The sequence below is a fragment of the Kurthia sp. 11kri321 genome (assembly GCF_001534765.1).
In the GTDB taxonomy this organism is placed as follows: Bacteria; Bacillota; Bacilli; order Bacillales_A; family Planococcaceae; genus Kurthia; species Kurthia gibsonii.
Window position 1 is genome coordinate 1,049,077 of the sequence record NZ_CP013217.1, and the last position, 15,589, is coordinate 1,064,665.

At 37.4% G+C, this 15,589-nt stretch carries 19 protein-coding genes; 18 read left to right on the forward strand and 1 reads right to left on the reverse strand.

The annotated features are described in order from the left end of the window. Nucleotides 1-5: 5 nt before the first annotated feature. The 5 genes from ASO14_RS05345 to mtnN all read left to right on the forward strand — a co-directional run bounded on the left by ASO14_RS05345 (nt 6) and on the right by mtnN (nt 4,126). Entirely contained in the window at nt 6-1,280 is a 1,275-nt protein-coding gene (locus tag ASO14_RS05345) for a peptidase U32 family protein (protein WP_068452498.1), read from the forward strand. Nucleotide 1,281: 1 nt separating this feature from the next. Further along, nucleotides 1,282-1,920 carry a uridine kinase gene (gene udk / locus ASO14_RS05350; protein ID WP_068452504.1) on the forward strand — a complete coding sequence of 213 codons (639 nt, stop codon included), beginning with the start codon at nt 1,282-1,284 and terminating at the stop codon, nt 1,918-1,920. Between the two features lie 103 nt (nt 1,921-2,023). Further along, nucleotides 2,024-2,500 carry a transcription elongation factor GreA gene (gene greA, locus ASO14_RS05355; protein WP_068452507.1) on the forward strand — a complete coding sequence of 159 codons (477 nt, stop codon included), beginning with the start codon at nt 2,024-2,026 and terminating at the stop codon, nt 2,498-2,500. Between the two features lie 213 nt (nt 2,501-2,713). Then, nucleotides 2,714-3,358: a DUF1510 family protein gene (locus tag ASO14_RS05360; protein ID WP_068452510.1), complete on the forward strand. Its 645-nt coding sequence runs from the start codon at nt 2,714-2,716 to the stop codon at nt 3,356-3,358. Between the two features lie 75 nt (nt 3,359-3,433). Further along, nucleotides 3,434-4,126 (forward strand): 5'-methylthioadenosine/S-adenosylhomocysteine nucleosidase, encoded by a 693-nt coding sequence (mtnN, locus tag ASO14_RS05365; RefSeq protein ID WP_068452512.1) that lies wholly within the window; start codon nt 3,434-3,436, stop codon nt 4,124-4,126. Between the two features lie 160 nt (nt 4,127-4,286). Here mtnN and pssA read toward each other — a convergent pair whose 3' ends face one another. Further along, the gene (gene pssA / locus ASO14_RS05370) at nt 4,287-4,811 is read right to left on the reverse strand and encodes a CDP-diacylglycerol--serine O-phosphatidyltransferase (RefSeq protein ID WP_068457299.1); all 525 of its coding nucleotides are present in this window, start codon (nt 4,809-4,811) and stop codon (nt 4,287-4,289) included. Nucleotides 4,812-4,910: 99 nt separating this feature from the next. On the opposite strand from pssA, the gene ASO14_RS05375 reads away from it, so the two are divergent. The 13 genes from ASO14_RS05375 (at nt 4,911) to holA (ending at nt 15,511) form a co-directional block, all read left to right on the forward strand. Further along, a complete protein-coding gene (locus tag ASO14_RS05375; RefSeq protein WP_068452514.1) occupies nt 4,911-5,696 on the forward strand; it encodes a phosphatidylserine decarboxylase in 786 nt (261 codons plus the stop codon). Between the two features lie 48 nt (nt 5,697-5,744). Then, the gene (locus ASO14_RS05380; RefSeq protein ID WP_068452516.1) at nt 5,745-6,266 is read left to right on the forward strand and encodes a YqeG family HAD IIIA-type phosphatase; all 522 of its coding nucleotides are present in this window, start codon (nt 5,745-5,747) and stop codon (nt 6,264-6,266) included. Then, on the forward strand, nt 6,266-7,369 hold the full coding sequence (gene yqeH / locus ASO14_RS05385; protein WP_068452519.1) for a ribosome biogenesis GTPase YqeH: 1,104 nt from the start codon (nt 6,266-6,268) through the stop codon (nt 7,367-7,369). The genes ASO14_RS05380 and yqeH overlap by 1 nt, the downstream gene beginning before the upstream one ends. A 13-nt stretch (nt 7,370-7,382) precedes the next feature. Beyond that, on the forward strand, nt 7,383-8,216 hold the full coding sequence (gene aroE / locus ASO14_RS05390) for a shikimate dehydrogenase (RefSeq protein WP_068452521.1): 834 nt from the start codon (nt 7,383-7,385) through the stop codon (nt 8,214-8,216). 5 nt (nt 8,217-8,221) lie between these two features. Further along, a complete protein-coding gene (gene yhbY / locus ASO14_RS05395; protein ID WP_068452524.1) occupies nt 8,222-8,527 on the forward strand; it encodes a ribosome assembly RNA-binding protein YhbY in 306 nt (101 codons plus the stop codon). Nucleotides 8,528-8,537: 10 nt separating this feature from the next. Beyond that, nucleotides 8,538-9,128 carry a nicotinate-nucleotide adenylyltransferase gene (locus tag ASO14_RS05400; protein ID WP_068452527.1) on the forward strand — a complete coding sequence of 197 codons (591 nt, stop codon included), beginning with the start codon at nt 8,538-8,540 and terminating at the stop codon, nt 9,126-9,128. After that, nucleotides 9,097-9,654 (forward strand): bis(5'-nucleosyl)-tetraphosphatase (symmetrical) YqeK, encoded by a 558-nt coding sequence (gene yqeK, locus ASO14_RS05405; protein WP_068452529.1) that lies wholly within the window; start codon nt 9,097-9,099, stop codon nt 9,652-9,654. The genes ASO14_RS05400 and yqeK overlap by 32 nt, the downstream gene beginning before the upstream one ends. An 18-nt stretch (nt 9,655-9,672) precedes the next feature. Beyond that, nucleotides 9,673-10,026 carry a ribosome silencing factor gene (gene rsfS, locus ASO14_RS05410; protein ID WP_068452532.1) on the forward strand — a complete coding sequence of 118 codons (354 nt, stop codon included), beginning with the start codon at nt 9,673-9,675 and terminating at the stop codon, nt 10,024-10,026. Next, nucleotides 10,019-10,756, forward strand: a complete 738-nt coding sequence (locus tag ASO14_RS05415) for a class I SAM-dependent DNA methyltransferase (RefSeq protein WP_068452535.1) — start codon at nt 10,019-10,021, stop codon at nt 10,754-10,756. The genes rsfS and ASO14_RS05415 overlap by 8 nt, the downstream gene beginning before the upstream one ends. A 78-nt stretch (nt 10,757-10,834) precedes the next feature. After that, nucleotides 10,835-11,503 (forward strand): helix-hairpin-helix domain-containing protein, encoded by a 669-nt coding sequence (locus tag ASO14_RS05420; RefSeq protein ID WP_068452538.1) that lies wholly within the window; start codon nt 10,835-10,837, stop codon nt 11,501-11,503. Nucleotides 11,504-11,588: 85 nt separating this feature from the next. Beyond that, nucleotides 11,589-12,170: a ComE operon protein 2 gene (locus tag ASO14_RS05425; RefSeq protein WP_068452541.1), complete on the forward strand. Its 582-nt coding sequence runs from the start codon at nt 11,589-11,591 to the stop codon at nt 12,168-12,170. A 122-nt stretch (nt 12,171-12,292) separates the two neighbouring features. After that, the gene (locus ASO14_RS05430; RefSeq protein WP_156422334.1) at nt 12,293-14,428 is read left to right on the forward strand and encodes a DNA internalization-related competence protein ComEC/Rec2; all 2,136 of its coding nucleotides are present in this window, start codon (nt 12,293-12,295) and stop codon (nt 14,426-14,428) included. Between the two features lie 66 nt (nt 14,429-14,494). Then, a complete protein-coding gene (gene holA, locus ASO14_RS05435; RefSeq protein ID WP_068452543.1) occupies nt 14,495-15,511 on the forward strand; it encodes a DNA polymerase III subunit delta in 1,017 nt (338 codons plus the stop codon). Nucleotides 15,512-15,589 lie beyond the last annotated feature (78 nt).

The window sequence follows — 15,589 nt, forward strand, 5'->3', positions numbered from 1 at the left end:
GTAACATGACGACTATTATAAATGATCGTATTTCAGAAATCATTGATGGCAAGCGTGTCATTACGAAGAAACCAGAACTGTTAGCACCTGCTGGGAATCTGGAAAAATTAAAAATTGCCGTACATTATGGAGCAGATGCGGTATTTATCGGTGGACAAGAGTTTGGACTACGTTCAAATGCAGGGAACTTCTCAATCGAAGAGATGGCAGAAGGTGTTGAATTTGCTAACCGTTATGGTGCGAAAATCTATGTAACAACAAATATTTTTGCGCATAATGAAAATATGGACGGTTTAGAAGATTATTTACAAGCATTAGAAGGCGTTGGCATTACAGGAATTATCGTAGCTGACCCATTAATTATCGAAACATGTAAAGAAGTCGCACCAAAGCTTGAAATCCATTTAAGTACACAACAATCTCTATCGAACTGGAAAGCAGTTCAATATTGGAAAGAACAGGGCTTAGAACGTGTTGTATTAGCACGTGAAACAGGTGCTGAAGAAATTCAATTAATGAAAGAAAAAGTAGATATCGAAATCGAATCATTCGTACATGGTGCGATGTGTATCGCTTATTCAGGACGTTGTGTATTATCAAACCATATGACAGCGCGTGACTCAAACCGCGGCGGTTGCTGCCAATCATGTCGTTGGGATTATGATTTATATGCAGTAGAAGATGGCGAAGAAAAGCCGTTATTCGAAGAAGGAAAAGAAGCATTTGCGATGAGTCCAAAAGACTTAAAATTAATTGAATCGATTCCAAAAATTATCGAACTAGGCATCGACTCATTAAAAGTAGAAGGTCGTATGAAGTCAATTCACTATATCGCAACAGTTGTAACGGTGTATCGTAAAGTAATTGATGCTTATTGTGCAGACCCAGAAAACTTTGTCATCAAACGTGAATGGTTAGAAGAATTAGATAAATGTGCAAATCGTGAAACAGCTTCTTCATTCTTCGAAGGCGAACCAAGTTATGAACAACAAATGTTTGGCGTTCATGGTAAACAAACAAACTACGACTTCTGTGGTATGGTACTTGATTACGATGAAGAAACACAAATGGTTACATTGCAACAACGTAATTACTTCAAACCAGGCGACGAAATCGAATTCTTCGGTCCAGCGATTGAGAACTTTACAATCGTTGTAGAAGAAATCTTTGATGAACAAGGCGAATCATTGGATGCAGCAAGACATCCACTACAAATTGTTCGTTTCAAATGTGAGCATAAAGTGAATGCACATGATATGATTCGTAAGGAGATGCGCTAAGATGACAAAAAAGAGACCGGTTGTCATTGGAATTGCAGGAGGTTCAGGCTCTGGTAAAACGAGTGTGACACACGCAATTCATGAAGTATTTAAAAACCATAACCTTGTCGTGATTGAACAAGATTATTATTATAAAGATCAAAGTCATTTGGAGTTTGAACAACGTCTTGAAACAAACTATGACCATCCAAATGCATTCGATACCGATTTATTAATTGCAGATATTGAAAAGTTATTGAATCGTGAGCCAATTGAAAAGCCAATCTATGATTATGCTTTGCATACACGCTCAAAAGAAACAGAGCATATTGAACCACAAGACGTAATTATCTTAGAAGGTATTCTTGTATTAGCAGATGAACGTTTACGTGACTTAATGGATATTAAATTATTCGTTGATACCGATTCAGATTTACGCATCATTCGTCGTATTTTACGTGATATTAATGAGCGTGGTCGTTCAATTGATTCAGTTGTTGAACAATACCTATCAGTTGTTCGTCCAATGCATAATCAATTCATCGAACCGACGAAGCGTTATGCGGATATTATTATCCCAGAAGGCGGTCAAAATGAAGTCGCAATCGATTTAATGGTTACAAAAATAAAAACAATTGTTGAATCTGACACCATTGTGTAATATCATGGTAATGATTAACAGAAGTTAATGAGAAATCACTATGTCGCGTTCGTTACGAATGGCGACATAGTATTTTTATATCGTACTTAAGGAGTGGATTGTATTGTCTAACGAAAAACAATACCCAATGACAGCAGCGGGTAAGCAAAAATTAGAAGAAGAATTAGAGTACCTAATTACGACAAAACGTAAAGAGGTTGTAGAACGCATTAAAATCGCACGTGGTTTCGGTGACCTTTCTGAGAACTCGGAATACGATGCAGCAAAAGATGAGCAAGGTTTTGTAGAAGGACGTATTTCTTTATTACAAACAATGATTCGTAATGCGATGATTATCGAAGAAGGTTCAGATGCACGCGATACAGTAACAATCGGTTGCACAGTAAAATTCGTAGAACTTCCAGACGAAGATGAAGAAGAATACACAATCGTTGGTTCAGCAGAAGCAGATCCATTCGAAGGACGTATTTCAAACGATTCACCAATCGCTAAAGCTTTACTAGGTCGTAAGGTTGATGATGTAGTAAAAATCAATACACCTGGTGGCGATATGGACGTTCGTATCGTATCGATTAAATAAGAAGTAATAGAAAAAAGACTGGGACAAATTGTGTTTTATAACACATAGGTCTCAGTCTTTTTTAATAAAGAACTCTTTATCTAAAAAAACGTCTTATGAATGTAAAATATGTTATGCAACCTTTAAAATATTTCAATTTGCTAACAACGTATTCAAACAGAAAGCATATTTTCATTAAATATGCTATTATGACGGTAACTAAGAGGTGAAAGTATGGAAGAACAAAGAAGATATCGTTCAAAAAAACATATGACGAGTAAACAAAAAGGCGACCGTATTTTAAATTATTTAATCGCACTTGTTGTCGGTTTAATTATTTTAGTAGCTGGTATTATTTTTTCGGGCGGTGAAGAACAACAAAAGGCGAAAGAGCCAGAAAAAGAAGCTGTAACAGCTCAACCCCAAAAAGAGACGCCTAAAGAGGAAGAACCTGTTAAAAAGAAAAAAACAGTTAAACCAACTGTCGTAAAAGATGTGGAAGAACTGAAAAAAAGTGATACGGTTAAAGTATCAAAATCAGATGAGGCAATTGTTGATGAAGTAATTGAAGATAAGGAATGGAAGCCATATAAAACAGCGCAACAAGATGATGGTACAACAATGCACGTATCAAGTTATAGTGCGGGTACAGTTGACTGGAATGAAAAATTACAAGCTGTTCAAAATATTACAGGTCTTAAAGAAGAAGACTGGATTCTTTGGTATGCGAAAGGTAATGGATCAGCAGATGCATCAATTATCACAGTATCTTCAAAAGATCAAACGAAAAAATATCGTGTATCTTTAAAATGGGTAGCAAAAAAAGGATGGAAACCAGAAAAAGTAGAAGTGCTAAATCAACTACAAGGTGCTTATTAATTGGCATTGACGGATTTTCAAATAGTCTGTAATGTAAGATAGAACGTATTTTTTCTATGGAAGGCGGAACAAACGATGAAAATTGCCGTAATCGGTGCAATGGAAGAAGAAGTGGAGTTACTACGTGCAGCCATTTCAAATCCAAAAACAACAGTCATTGCAAACTCAGAATATACAGAAGGTACATACGAAGGTAAAGATGTAGTCCTTTTAAAGAGTGGTATTGGTAAAGTGAATGCAGCCATGTCTACAACAATTCTTTTACATGAGTTCAAACCAGATGTTGTCATTAACACAGGTTCAGCTGGTGGATATGATGAGAATTTAGAAGTAGGTGCAATCGTTATTTCAGATGAAGTACGCCATCACGACGTTGATGCAACAATCTTTGGTTATGAGATTGGTCAAGTACCTCAAATGCCACCTGCATTCAAATCAGATGCAAACTTAATGCAAGCAGCAGAATTAGCAGTTCAAAAGATTGGTGAACACCAAGCAGCGACGGGCTTAATTACAACAGGTGATGCATTCATGAATGATCCTGTACGTGTGGAAGTCGTTCGTAAGCAGTTCCCAACAATGAAAGCTGTTGAGATGGAAGCAGCAGCAGTTGCACAAGTATGTTATCAATTCGGTACACCATTCGTTGTGATTCGTGCGTTATCGGATATCGCAGGTAAAGAATCGAATATTAGCTTTGATGAATTTTTACCAGTAGCTGCAAAGCATTCGACACAAGTTGTATTAGAAACAATTAAAAGTTTATAAGATAATGGGGTCACGTACTGAAAAGACGTGGCTCATTTTTTTGTGAACTTTCATGAAACAAATTCAATTTTCTTTCGTATAAATAATGGAAAGAAGATACAATAGAATAGTATAACAAAAAAACGAAAGTCACACCTAAGAGGCATAACTTTCGCTTTATTTACACTTTCTTCAATGAGAAATTACTAATCATTAAAATCGCAAGTAATGGGAACAATACGACATAGAAAGCCGTTGATAACCATGGCGAGAAGAAAAACGAGATGGTTAAGATTGCTCCGGCAGCCGTAATCGGTAGTCCAGTGAAATAACCATTTGATTCAGTAACATTGAATCGAGCAAGTCGGAATGCACCACAAGCGATATATAATACCGCGATGACCATGCCTAAGTTACCGTAAGCGGTCAATTCAACTTCATACATTAATACTGCAGGTGCTACACCAAACGAAATAATGTCGCTCATCGAATCGAGTTGTTTACCAAGCTCTGATTCTAGATTATATTTTCGTGCGACTTTACCATCGTATCGATCCAGCAAAGCAGCAATAAGAATAAATAAGACCGCGTAACCGTATGATTCATTGATTGTAGCCATTAGCGCTGCACCACCGAATGAGATGTTTCCAAGGGTGATGAGGTTCGCTAGATTTGCTTTCATCTTCTTTACTGTGATATCCACCATATTCAATGGACAACACTCCTTTAATTTTATTCAATATTAGACTATTATAAGTCTTTAAGATATCAACTGTAAATCATTAAAAAAATCGGAGGCATAATTATGCTCAAAAAGAAACTGTACCAAACTGCGATTGAACTCACGAATAAGAAGTGGTCATCGCATCTTTTAAAAACAATGATGAACTCCAAAATTAGCAAACGATTCATCCAGTCATATATCCATATATACGATATTAATACCCAGGAAGTTTCAAAAAAAGTCGATTCTTTCCCAACTTTACAACAATTTTTTACGAGAGAGCTAAAATCGAGTGCTCGTCCGGTTGATGGTCGCTTAGATGTGATGACAAGTCCAGCAGATTCTAAAATTGAATCATTCGGTGTTATTACACAAAATACATCCATTACTGTAAAAGGGCAGGTTTATCAATTAGATGAGCTTCTAGGTAAACATGACAATGCACAGCGCTACAAAAATGGGCAATATATTGTATTCTATTTAAGTCCTGCAGATTATCACCGCGTACACAGCCCTGTAGATGGTCAAATTGAGCGCCAATACATTTTAGGGAATAATAGCTATCCTGTAAATCAAGCCGGTTTAAAGTATGGTAGAAAGCCGATTTCAGGAAACTACCGTATGGTCACAGAACTAAAAACAAAATATGATGATACAGTGGCAGTCATTAAAGTAGGTGCGATGTTCGTTAATACCATTCAATTAACCAATACATCTACTAGATGGGCAAAAGGCGAAGAGATTGGTTATTTTGCATTCGGTTCAACCGTTGTAATGTTATTTGAAGAAAAATCCGTTGAATTTTTACCAAATGTTCAACAAGGTGCACATATACAGGTGGGAGAAGCCTTTTGTAATATGTTATAATCTTATGAGGTAAAATGAAAAATCAATTGAAAATGGAGAGAACATCATTTGTATAAATTAATTATGCCAAAGGAATTTGTCGGTTCTGTTTTAGATTTAACACCTGAAAAGTTACAAGCTTTAGGTATTAAAGGAATCATTACAGATTTGGACAATACCTTAATTGAATGGGATCGTGCTTTAGCGACGCCTGAAGTCGAACAGTGGCTGAAAACAATGAAAGAAGCAGGCATTCGTGTCATCATTGCTTCAAATAATGCGGAAGATCGCGTGAAAAAATTTGCAGAACCGCTTGAGTTGCCTTATATTTACCGTGCGCGTAAGCCATTGACAGGCGCTTTTAAAGAAGCATTATCTACTTTACATTTACCCGTAAATCAAGTATTAATGCTAGGAGATCAAATGTTAACGGATATGATGGGCGCAAATCGTATGAAAATTTATACGATGCTTGTCAAACCAGTCGCGAACTCAGATGGTTTTGTGACGAAGTTTAATCGTGCGATTGAAAAAAGAGTCTATAAGTATTTAGACAAAAAAGGAATACCAACTTGGGAGGAACAATCATAATGGAAGAAAAGTTACACTGCATTGGTTGCGGAACAGAAATACAAACAGAGGATCCAAAAGCACCGGGCTATGCACCTGCATCTTCATTAGAAAAGGAAGACGTAATTTGTAAACGCTGTTTCCGTTTGAAAAATTATAACGAAATTCAACCTGTTTCTTTAACAGATGATGATTTTTTACGCATTTTAAATGGCTTAGGTACACAGAATGGTCTAATCGTAAAAATCGTTGATATTTTCGATTTTAATGGTAGTTGGTTACCAGGTTTACACCGATTCGTTGGTTCGAATCCAGTATTATTAATTGCGAATAAAGTGGATTTATTGCCGAAGTCTGTGAATAAGAAAAAAGTGGTACATTGGATTAAGCAAGAAGCGAAGAAGTTAGGCTTAAAACCAGTTGATGTATTACTTGTGAGTGCACATAAAGGTCTTGGTATGGATGAAGCGATGGAAGCAATCGACACATACCGACGTGGAGAAGATGTATATGTGGTAGGTTGTACGAATGTAGGGAAGTCAACATTCATTAATCGCATTATTAAGACGGCTACAGGGCATGGCGATGTGATTACAACATCACACTTCCCGGGAACGACGCTTGATATGATTGAAATTCCACTGGATGACGAAAAAGGAATCTATGATACACCAGGAATTATTAATCATCATCAAATGGCACATCATTTAGATTCATCTGAATTAAAATATATTATGCCAAAAAAAGAAATCAAGCCGAAAACATTCCAGTTGAATGCAGAGCAAACATTGTTTGTAGGTGCATTAGCACGTTTTGACTTTATCAAAGGAGAGCGTTCAGCCTTCACAGTTTATGTAGCGAATGATTTAACAATTCACCGTACAAAATTAGAAAAGGCAGATGAATTGTATGAGAATCACAAAGGTGAATTATTAGCACCACCAACTGCTGAATTCATCGACCAACTTCCTCGTTTAGTACGTCATGAATTTTCGATTAAAGAAGGTAAAACAGATATCGTCTTTTCAGGTTTAGGTTGGATTACTGTACAAGATCCAAATGTCGTGATTGCAGCTTATGCACCAGAAGGCGTAGAAGTACAAGTTCGTCCGTCACTCATTTAGGGGGTATTTTGACATGAAAAAGTGGTACGCAGTCATTGGAGATCCAATTGGACATTCTTTATCGCCAATGATGCATAATGAATGGTTTCAACAACTCGGAATCGACGCGACTTATTTGCCGATTCATGTGAAAGAAGAAGATTTAGAAGCGGCTGTTGCTTCGATGAAATTACTTGGAATTAGCGGTTTTAATGTGACGATTCCACATAAAGAAAAAATTCGACCATTTTTAGATGCTTTAGATGAAACAGCTGAAAAAATGGGCGCAGTCAATACGGTTGTTCGCTTAGAAGATGGACGTTTAAAGGGCTACAATACAGATGGTTTAGGATTTGTTCGTTCGTTAGAAGAAGTCATTGGCGATGCGAAAAGACATAAAAAGGTATTGTTGATTGGGGCTGGTGGTGCAGCGCGAGGAATTGCGTTTGCACTTGAGTCAATAGGCTATACAGATGTAACGATTTGTAATCGTACAGTTGAAAAAGCACAGCAAATTTGCGCTGAATTAACAATTCCAGCACAAGCGATTTCGTTAAATACAGCAAGTGAACAATTGGATGAGTACGCGATTCTGATTCAAACAACACCTGCTGGTATGAAAAATAGTCAGGTGACGATACCTTTCTCACTTGAAAAGTTAAAATCATCAGCAATTGTTGCAGATATTGTGTATAATCCATTAATGACGCCTTTATTACAGGTAGCACAAGACAAGGGTGCAACGATTGTATCGGGTTTAGGTATGTTCATTCATCAAGGTGCCCTTGCCTTTGAATATTGGACGAAGCAAAGTCCCGACCCAACAGCTGTGAAAGAGCAGTTGTTGACACATTTAGGAGGAAATTAATTATTATGTTAACAGGTAAACAAAAACGTTTTTTACGTGCAGAGGCACATCATTTAGACCCGATTTTCCAAGTAGGTAAAGGCGGCGTAAATGAAGCGATGCTCGTGCAAATTACACAAGCTTTACGCGTACGTGAGTTAATTAAAGTGCGTATTTTAGATAACTGTGAATTCGATAAGCGCGATGTAGCAGCTGAATTAGCAGAAGGAACAGATGCAGAATTAGTTCAATTAATCGGTTTAACAGTCGTGCTTTATAAAGAAGCACCAAAACGCGAAAACCGTCGCATTGAATTACCAAAAGCAAAGTAGGGTGAAGATGATGAAGAAAATAGGAATTATGGGAGGCACGTTTAATCCACCACATGTTGGACATTTATTGATGGCGAATGAAGTATTACAAGCACTTGACTTAGACGAAGTACGTTTTATGCCAAATGCGATTCCGCCGCATAAAGAAGAACCGAATGGTGCGACAGGCGAACAACGTTTACACATGACAGCCCTTGCCATTGAAGATCATGCCAAGTTTAAACTTGAACCGTATGAAATTCAAAAAGGCGGTAAGTCGTATAGCTTTGAGACGTTGCAAGTTTTAAAAGAACGCGAGCCAGATTGTGATTTCTATTTTATCATCGGAGGCGATATGGTCGATTCGCTTCATACATGGTATCGCATTGAGGATTTACTTAAACTCGTTCATTTTGTTGGTGTTGATCGCCCAGGAACAGAGGGTAAAAGTGAATTACCAGTCATACATGTAGCAGCGCCAATTATCGATGTATCATCTACTCTTTTACGTAGACGTCTAAAAAATAATCAGTCCGTTCGTTATCTGTTACCACAGAAAGTCGAACACTATATACGAGAGGAAGGGTTATATGGAACGACAACAGCTACTAGCAGCCATTAAAGACCGTATGCCTGAAAAACGTTATATTCATACGATTGGTGTGGCTGATACGGCGATGAAACTCGCAGCACGTTTTGGTGAAGATGTAAAGAAGGCAGAGATTGCGGGTATTCTACATGATGTATGTAAGTATGCCAACCGCGATTGGATGAAACAGGTGATTGAAGAACAGCAAATGGATCCTACATTGTTAGCGTATCATCATGAATTATGGCATGGGCCTGTTGGAGCTTACGTGGCAAAAACAGAATTTCATATTGAAGATGAAGATGTGTTGCATGCGATTCGCTATCATACGACAGGACGAGCAGGTTCAAGTAACTTGGAGCGCATTATTTATATTGCGGATTTAATTGAGCCGAATCGTAAATTTCCTGGAATTGATGAACTGCGTGAAGCAGCAGAAGTAGAGAATCTACATGATTTATCACTGCGCTCTGTTCGCCACTCTATCGCCTTTTTAATGAAGCAACAACAAGCAGTATTCCCAGATTCTTTTAAATTTTATAATGACTTATTGTTATAGGAAAGAGGTTACGAGTTAATGGAACATGAATTATTAAATCTTGTTTTTAAAGCAGCAGATGATAAACGAGCAGAAGATTTGGTCGTATTAAATATGCAAGGAATCTCATTACTAGCAGATTATTTTGTAATTTGCCATGCAAATTCAGACCGTCAAGTACAAGCAATTGCACGTGAAATTCAAGAGAAAGCACATGAGGCAAACTACACAGTAAAACGTGTAGAGGGCTTTGACGCAGCACGTTGGGTATTAATTGACCTAGGTGATGTAGTTGCACACGTATTCCACCGCGATGAGCGTAGTTATTATAACTTAGAACGTCTATGGGGCGATGCACCAGAGCTATATGTAGAAGATGACACACATGAATAGTTACGGACGTTTTGCAGAAGTTTATGATCAATTAATGGAAGATATTCCATACGATCAATATGTTGAATGGATTACAAAACATGCACCTGCAACAACGCATTCTAAATTATTAGATGTAGGATGTGGAACGGGTGTCATGTTATCCATGCTTTTACAATCGGGTTATGAAGCAGCTGGTCTTGATTTATCAGAAGAGATGTTAATGATGGCTAATACACGTCTACAAACACAAGGCCAACAAGCATTGCTCGTCTGCCAATCGATGGACGAGTTAGATGGCTTTGTGGATCTAGATGTTGTCTGTATTCCGATTGATTCCATCAACTATTTACAAGAATGGTCGCAAGTAAAAGAGACGCTAAAACGCATTTACGAATCACTTCGTAAGGGTGGTCAACTCTTTTTCGATGTGCATTCACTTTATAAAATGGATACGATTTTTATGGATGGACCTTTTACATATGATGATGGAGAAGTCACATATATTTGGCATACGGAAGCTCTTGAAACACCGCACACTGTCGAACATGATATGACATTCTTTGTTGAAGTAGAAGAAGATCTTTTTGAGCGCTTTGATGAACAACATATTCAACGTTCGTTTGCGGTAGATGATTATGTTCAACTGTTGCAAGAGATTGGTTTTACAAACATTCATGTAACTGCTGACTTTAGTGAACAAGCACCAACAGCAGAATCAGAACGTATTTTTTTCCATGCAGTAAAATAAAGACTTCCTATTTTTGGATAAATAAGATAAGATGGCATTAGCTCATGTGAACTTCCTCGAATGAAAGGAAGTCAAGCAATGCCATCTTTTTTTATACAATATAAAAAACATCTTGGCATACTCCTTCTGGTGATTGGTGCAATCAGTCTTTATCTTTGGACGAAAAAAGAACCATCACTACAAGCGACACAAGAGCCAACCTCACTTATTCAACCTGTGGAAGTACCCCCAACTTCTACTGAAACCCCCAACAAGCAAACGAATAGTACACAACTTACGTCAACAGCGATTATTGTCGATGTAAAAGGTGCTGTTAAAAAACCAGGTATTTATCAGTTAGATGCGGAAGCACGTGTTATGGACGCGATTCGTGAAGCAGGAGGCTATAATCAGTCTGCAAATCCGAAAGCAATTAATCTTGCAGAGAAGTTGAAAGACGAAATGGTTGTCTATGTACCGAAAAAAGGTGAAAAGACGGACCATAATTCTGTGAGCACACCGTCCTCTGCATCAACTGCACAAGGAAATACAAGTAGCTCGACAGAACAAACAGTACTTGTAAATTTAAATACAGCAGATGAAACACAACTACAAACTTTAACAGGTATTGGTCCAGCGAAAGCAAAAGCCATTATTGCATACCGCACAGAAAGCGGTCTATTTCAAACCATTGATGACTTAAAAAAAGTAACGGGTTTTGGTGAAAAAACATTCGAAAAGTTAAAATCATCGATTACTGTACAATAATATTTACTATGGGCAACAACTCATACATCATGTAGAATAAAAGTAAACACGCAGTGCGTAAAAGTAAAGAATCGAGGGATTTCACATGGAGCGAATAACTTGGAATCAATTTTTCATGGCACAAAGCCATTTACTAGCATTAAGAAGTACATGTACCCGTCTATCTGTAGGTGCGACAATTGTTCGTGATAAACGCATTATTGCTGGCGGTTATAATGGTTCAATCTCAGGAGATGATCATTGTATTGATAAAGGTTGTTATGTTATTGACAATCATTGTGTCCGTACAGTACACGCTGAAACGAATGCATTATTACAATGTGCGAAATATGGTACACCAACAAAAGATGCGGATTTATATGTAACGCATTTCCCATGTTTACCATGTACAAAGTCAATTATTCAAGCGGGCATTAAAAATTTATACTACGCAACAGATTATAAAAACAATCCATATGCGATTGAACTTTTTGAACAAGCGGACGTTAATATTGTCCACGTACCGTTTGAAGAACAAAAAATTGATTTTTTACGTGATGAAAAATTAAAACTTAATTTAGAGATGTTAGCAGAGCTTCGTGCTCGTGGCGTTGAACCAGAACAATTGGCTCCATTTGAACAAAGGGTGGAACAATTATTTGGATTAAGCGTAGCCTCAATGAAGTAATCTATATTGCCTTGTCAGTCCTCCTTGCCATTCTTTCTGCAAATGAGACGACAAGGCTTTTATTTTTATATATTCCGTTTTTTATATGGTTAATTTTTAGAAAAACAGCTTGGTCTACGATTGTGTTTACGGTAATCGCGAGTCTATTCTTTTTCGTGTACACAACAGAGAAGCTAGACGTTCCGAAAGAATTACCACAACAGATGATCTTGAAGTGGACATCAACTGTGAAAGTGAATGGTGGTCGTGTGAGAGGGTTAATGGAAGATGTGAATGGACAAAAAATTTATGTTGTTTATACCATTCAACATGAAGAAGAAAAGAAAATGCTCGAACAGCAAACATTGGCGAAACAAACGTTTCATGTAGAAGGTGAATTAAAGCCTGTAACAAAGCCACATCACGCATATGCATTTGATTTTCAAGATTATTTAAAAAGTCATCATGCTATCGGTATTTATGAAGTTACGAAGTGGCAACCATTGAAAGTAAATGTACCATTCACTGCTTTTTTATGGCAACAACGTGTAAAACTCGAACAGCATATTGATAAAATTTTCCCAGAAGAACTTCAAGCAGAAGCGAAAGCCTTATTAATTGGGCAACAAGATGATGTGGAAGCTGTCGATACAAGAGCTTATCAGAAGCTTGGCATTACGCATCTTTTCGCTATATCCGGTTTGCATGTCGCACTGATGAGTCTTTTATTTCAACAAGTGCTACTGAGAATGGGTGTGCGAAAAGAACATGTCTTTTATACATTATGGATTGCGCTCCCAACCTACGCTATTTTAGCAGGCGGAGCACCTTCTGTTTGGCGTTCAGTCATCATGGTACTCATCTTATATGGCGCGCTTCTCTTTAATCATCGTCTAAAAGTAGAAAGTGCGCTTGGACTTTGTTTCCTTCTTTTCGTTCTAATTGAACCAAATATCATCTATCAAGTAGGCTTTCAACTTTCCTTTTTAGCGACGAGCGCCATTGTCTTATCCTCCGAATATTTAGCCCGTTGCAAAAATTGGCTGACACAGTCACTGTGGATTACGATTAGTTGTCAGTTACTCGTTCTACCATTACTTCTCTCTCACTTTTATGAAGTATCGACTGCTAGTATTGTTATGAATTTAATCTTCGTACCTCTTTTTTCGTTTGTTATTCTACCAGCGAATTTGGTGCTATTATGTAGTAGTTTTTTACCACCTTTCGTCTCACAACTTTTATTTAGTCTCTATGAACCATTTCGCGTATTTGTTCAAGATTTTATTTATCTCTGTCAGAAGATTCCATATCAAATGTGGAATCCCGGAAAACCTGCTATTTGGATGCTTTGCTTTTTATTTTTAGCCATTCTCTTCTTTTTTTACACGATGGAACAAAAGCGTTATCGTCTTGTGAGTATAGGTATCTTTTTTTCATTTACTTTTTATATAACAGAACAACCAAAACATCATGAAGACGTACGTGTCACATTTTTAAGTGTAGATCAGGGTGATTGTACCATTATTGAGTTACCAAATCGGCGGGGTGTTTATATGATTGATAGCGGTGGGTTGCTGCGATTTGGCGGTACAACATGGAAACAGTCCAATAAAGTATATGAAATTGGCAGGCAAATTATCGTTCCTTATTTAAAAGGACGGGGGATTCAGAAGATTGACCGCCTTATTTTGACACATGCAGATGCGGATCATGTAGAAGGCGCAGAGGAAGTTATGCAAGAAGTAAAGGTGAAAGAAATTCATATTACACCAAGTTCAGCTCAAAAAGCGGTCATGCAAGATGTCCTACATGAAGCAGAAAAACAACATATTCCCATTCAGGAACAAATGGCAGGAGCAGCCTGGCAACAAGGTGCTTTTCGCATGGAATATGTTATGCCCTACGATACAGTTTATGAAGGAAATAATGACTCGATTGTCATCGTGCTTACGTATGAAGGCAAAAAGATTATTATTCCAGGTGATTTAGAGGCAGCAGGAGAAGCAGAGTTAGTTGAGAAGAATCCAGATGCTTTGAAAGGTACGACGATTTTAAAAGCAGGTCATCATGGCTCAAAAACATCCACATCAGATTTATTTTTACAAGCTGTAAAGCCGCAGCTCGTCATCTATTCAAGTGGACGGAATAATCGTTATAATCATCCTGCAAAAGAAGTAGTGGAGCGTGTACAACAAGCACATATTGAAGCACTTAATACAGCGGAGGTAGGAACGATAGAAGTGCGCATGACAAAAACAACAATTGATTTACAACCATGAAAACGTCATACAACCTTTCACGAAAAAATGCTATACTGAAAAAGATGTGAAAGGTAGGCGGGATATATGTTCCAACAACTATGGAAAGAAATGAATCAAGGGAAAATCGATCCTGTTTATGTACTTTCAGGAACCGAAACATATTTTATTGATGAAACGATTCGTCGTATGAAGCAGGCACTTGAACAAGCAGGTGAAATCGAAACGACGATTTTTGATTTAGAAGAAGTACCTGTCCAACATGTTATGGAGGAAGCCGATACAATTCCTTTTTTCTCAGAAAAGAAGTTAATTATCGCAAAAAATGCATCCTTTTTAAAAGCAACAGACAATTCAAAAGAGAAAATTGCACATGATTTAAAAGCATTAGAGTTATGGCTACGTCACCCATCTGATTTCTCCATTACACTCTTTATTGCGCCCTATGAAAAATTAGATGAGCGTAAAAAAGTGACAAAGCAGATGAAGGAATTAGCACATGTTGTGCATGCGGAAGCACCAAAAGAACGCGATTTAGCAGTTTGGATTCAAAATGAAGTATCCTCACGTCAAAAACAAATCGACGAACAAGCGATACAGAAGCTAATTGAACTTGTAGGGCTAGACATGCTGCATTTGCAAATGGAAGTAGATAAGTTATGTCACTATATTGGCGAAGAAGGAACAATTCAATTAGAGGATGTAGAGGAACTCGTTGCGAAAACATTAGAACAAGATGCTTTTAAATTGTTAAATGCTTATATTGCAGGTGATGTTTCTACTGCAATCTCTATTTATCATGATTTAATTCGCCAAAAACAAGAGCCGATTGCACTCGTTGCGTTGCTTGCTTCACAAGTCCGCCTCATGTCGAATGTGTATTATTTACTTTCTAAAGGTTATCATGCACAGCAAATTGCAAAAACCTTAAAGGTGAATCCATACCGCGTAAAACGTATTGTAGAAGACCGTCGTGGTGTAAAGGACACGCATCTTTTAAAAGCATTATACGGTTTAAGTGAAGTAGATCTTCAATTAAAATCAATGAGCGGTAGACGCGAACGCTATTTAGAACTGTTTTTAATGAGACCATTATCCAATTAATTAAAAGGGAAATTACTATTCATAGTGATTTCTCTTTTTTTGTATTAAATGGAATTTTTTTATTGAAAGAGGGTATAA

Bases quoted from the DNA above. Each gene is read 5' to 3' on its own strand.
- ASO14_RS05345 (WP_068452498.1), top strand. From the start codon at position 6: ATGACGACTATTATAAATGATCGTATTTCAGAAATCATTGATGGCAAG.
- udk (WP_068452504.1), top strand. From the start codon at position 1,282: ATGACAAAAAAGAGACCGGTTGTCATTGGAATTGCAGGAGGTTCAGGC.
- ASO14_RS05360 (WP_068452510.1), top strand. From the start codon at position 2,714: ATGGAAGAACAAAGAAGATATCGTTCAAAAAAACATATGACGAGTAAA.
- mtnN (WP_068452512.1), top strand. From the start codon at position 3,434: ATGAAAATTGCCGTAATCGGTGCAATGGAAGAAGAAGTGGAGTTACTA.
- pssA (WP_068457299.1), bottom strand. From the start codon at position 4,811: ATGGTGGATATCACAGTAAAGAAGATGAAAGCAAATCTAGCGAACCTC.
- ASO14_RS05375 (WP_068452514.1), top strand. From the start codon at position 4,911: ATGCTCAAAAAGAAACTGTACCAAACTGCGATTGAACTCACGAATAAG.
- yqeH (WP_068452519.1), top strand. From the start codon at position 6,266: ATGGAAGAAAAGTTACACTGCATTGGTTGCGGAACAGAAATACAAACA.
- aroE (WP_068452521.1), top strand. From the start codon at position 7,383: ATGAAAAAGTGGTACGCAGTCATTGGAGATCCAATTGGACATTCTTTA.
- yhbY (WP_068452524.1), top strand. From the start codon at position 8,222: ATGTTAACAGGTAAACAAAAACGTTTTTTACGTGCAGAGGCACATCAT.
- ASO14_RS05400 (WP_068452527.1), top strand. From the start codon at position 8,538: ATGAAGAAAATAGGAATTATGGGAGGCACGTTTAATCCACCACATGTT.
- yqeK (WP_068452529.1), top strand. From the start codon at position 9,097: ATGGAACGACAACAGCTACTAGCAGCCATTAAAGACCGTATGCCTGAA.
- rsfS (WP_068452532.1), top strand. From the start codon at position 9,673: ATGGAACATGAATTATTAAATCTTGTTTTTAAAGCAGCAGATGATAAA.
- ASO14_RS05415 (WP_068452535.1), top strand. From the start codon at position 10,019: ATGAATAGTTACGGACGTTTTGCAGAAGTTTATGATCAATTAATGGAA.
- ASO14_RS05420 (WP_068452538.1), top strand. From the start codon at position 10,835: ATGCCATCTTTTTTTATACAATATAAAAAACATCTTGGCATACTCCTT.
- ASO14_RS05425 (WP_068452541.1), top strand. From the start codon at position 11,589: ATGGAGCGAATAACTTGGAATCAATTTTTCATGGCACAAAGCCATTTA.
- holA (WP_068452543.1), top strand. From the start codon at position 14,495: ATGTTCCAACAACTATGGAAAGAAATGAATCAAGGGAAAATCGATCCT.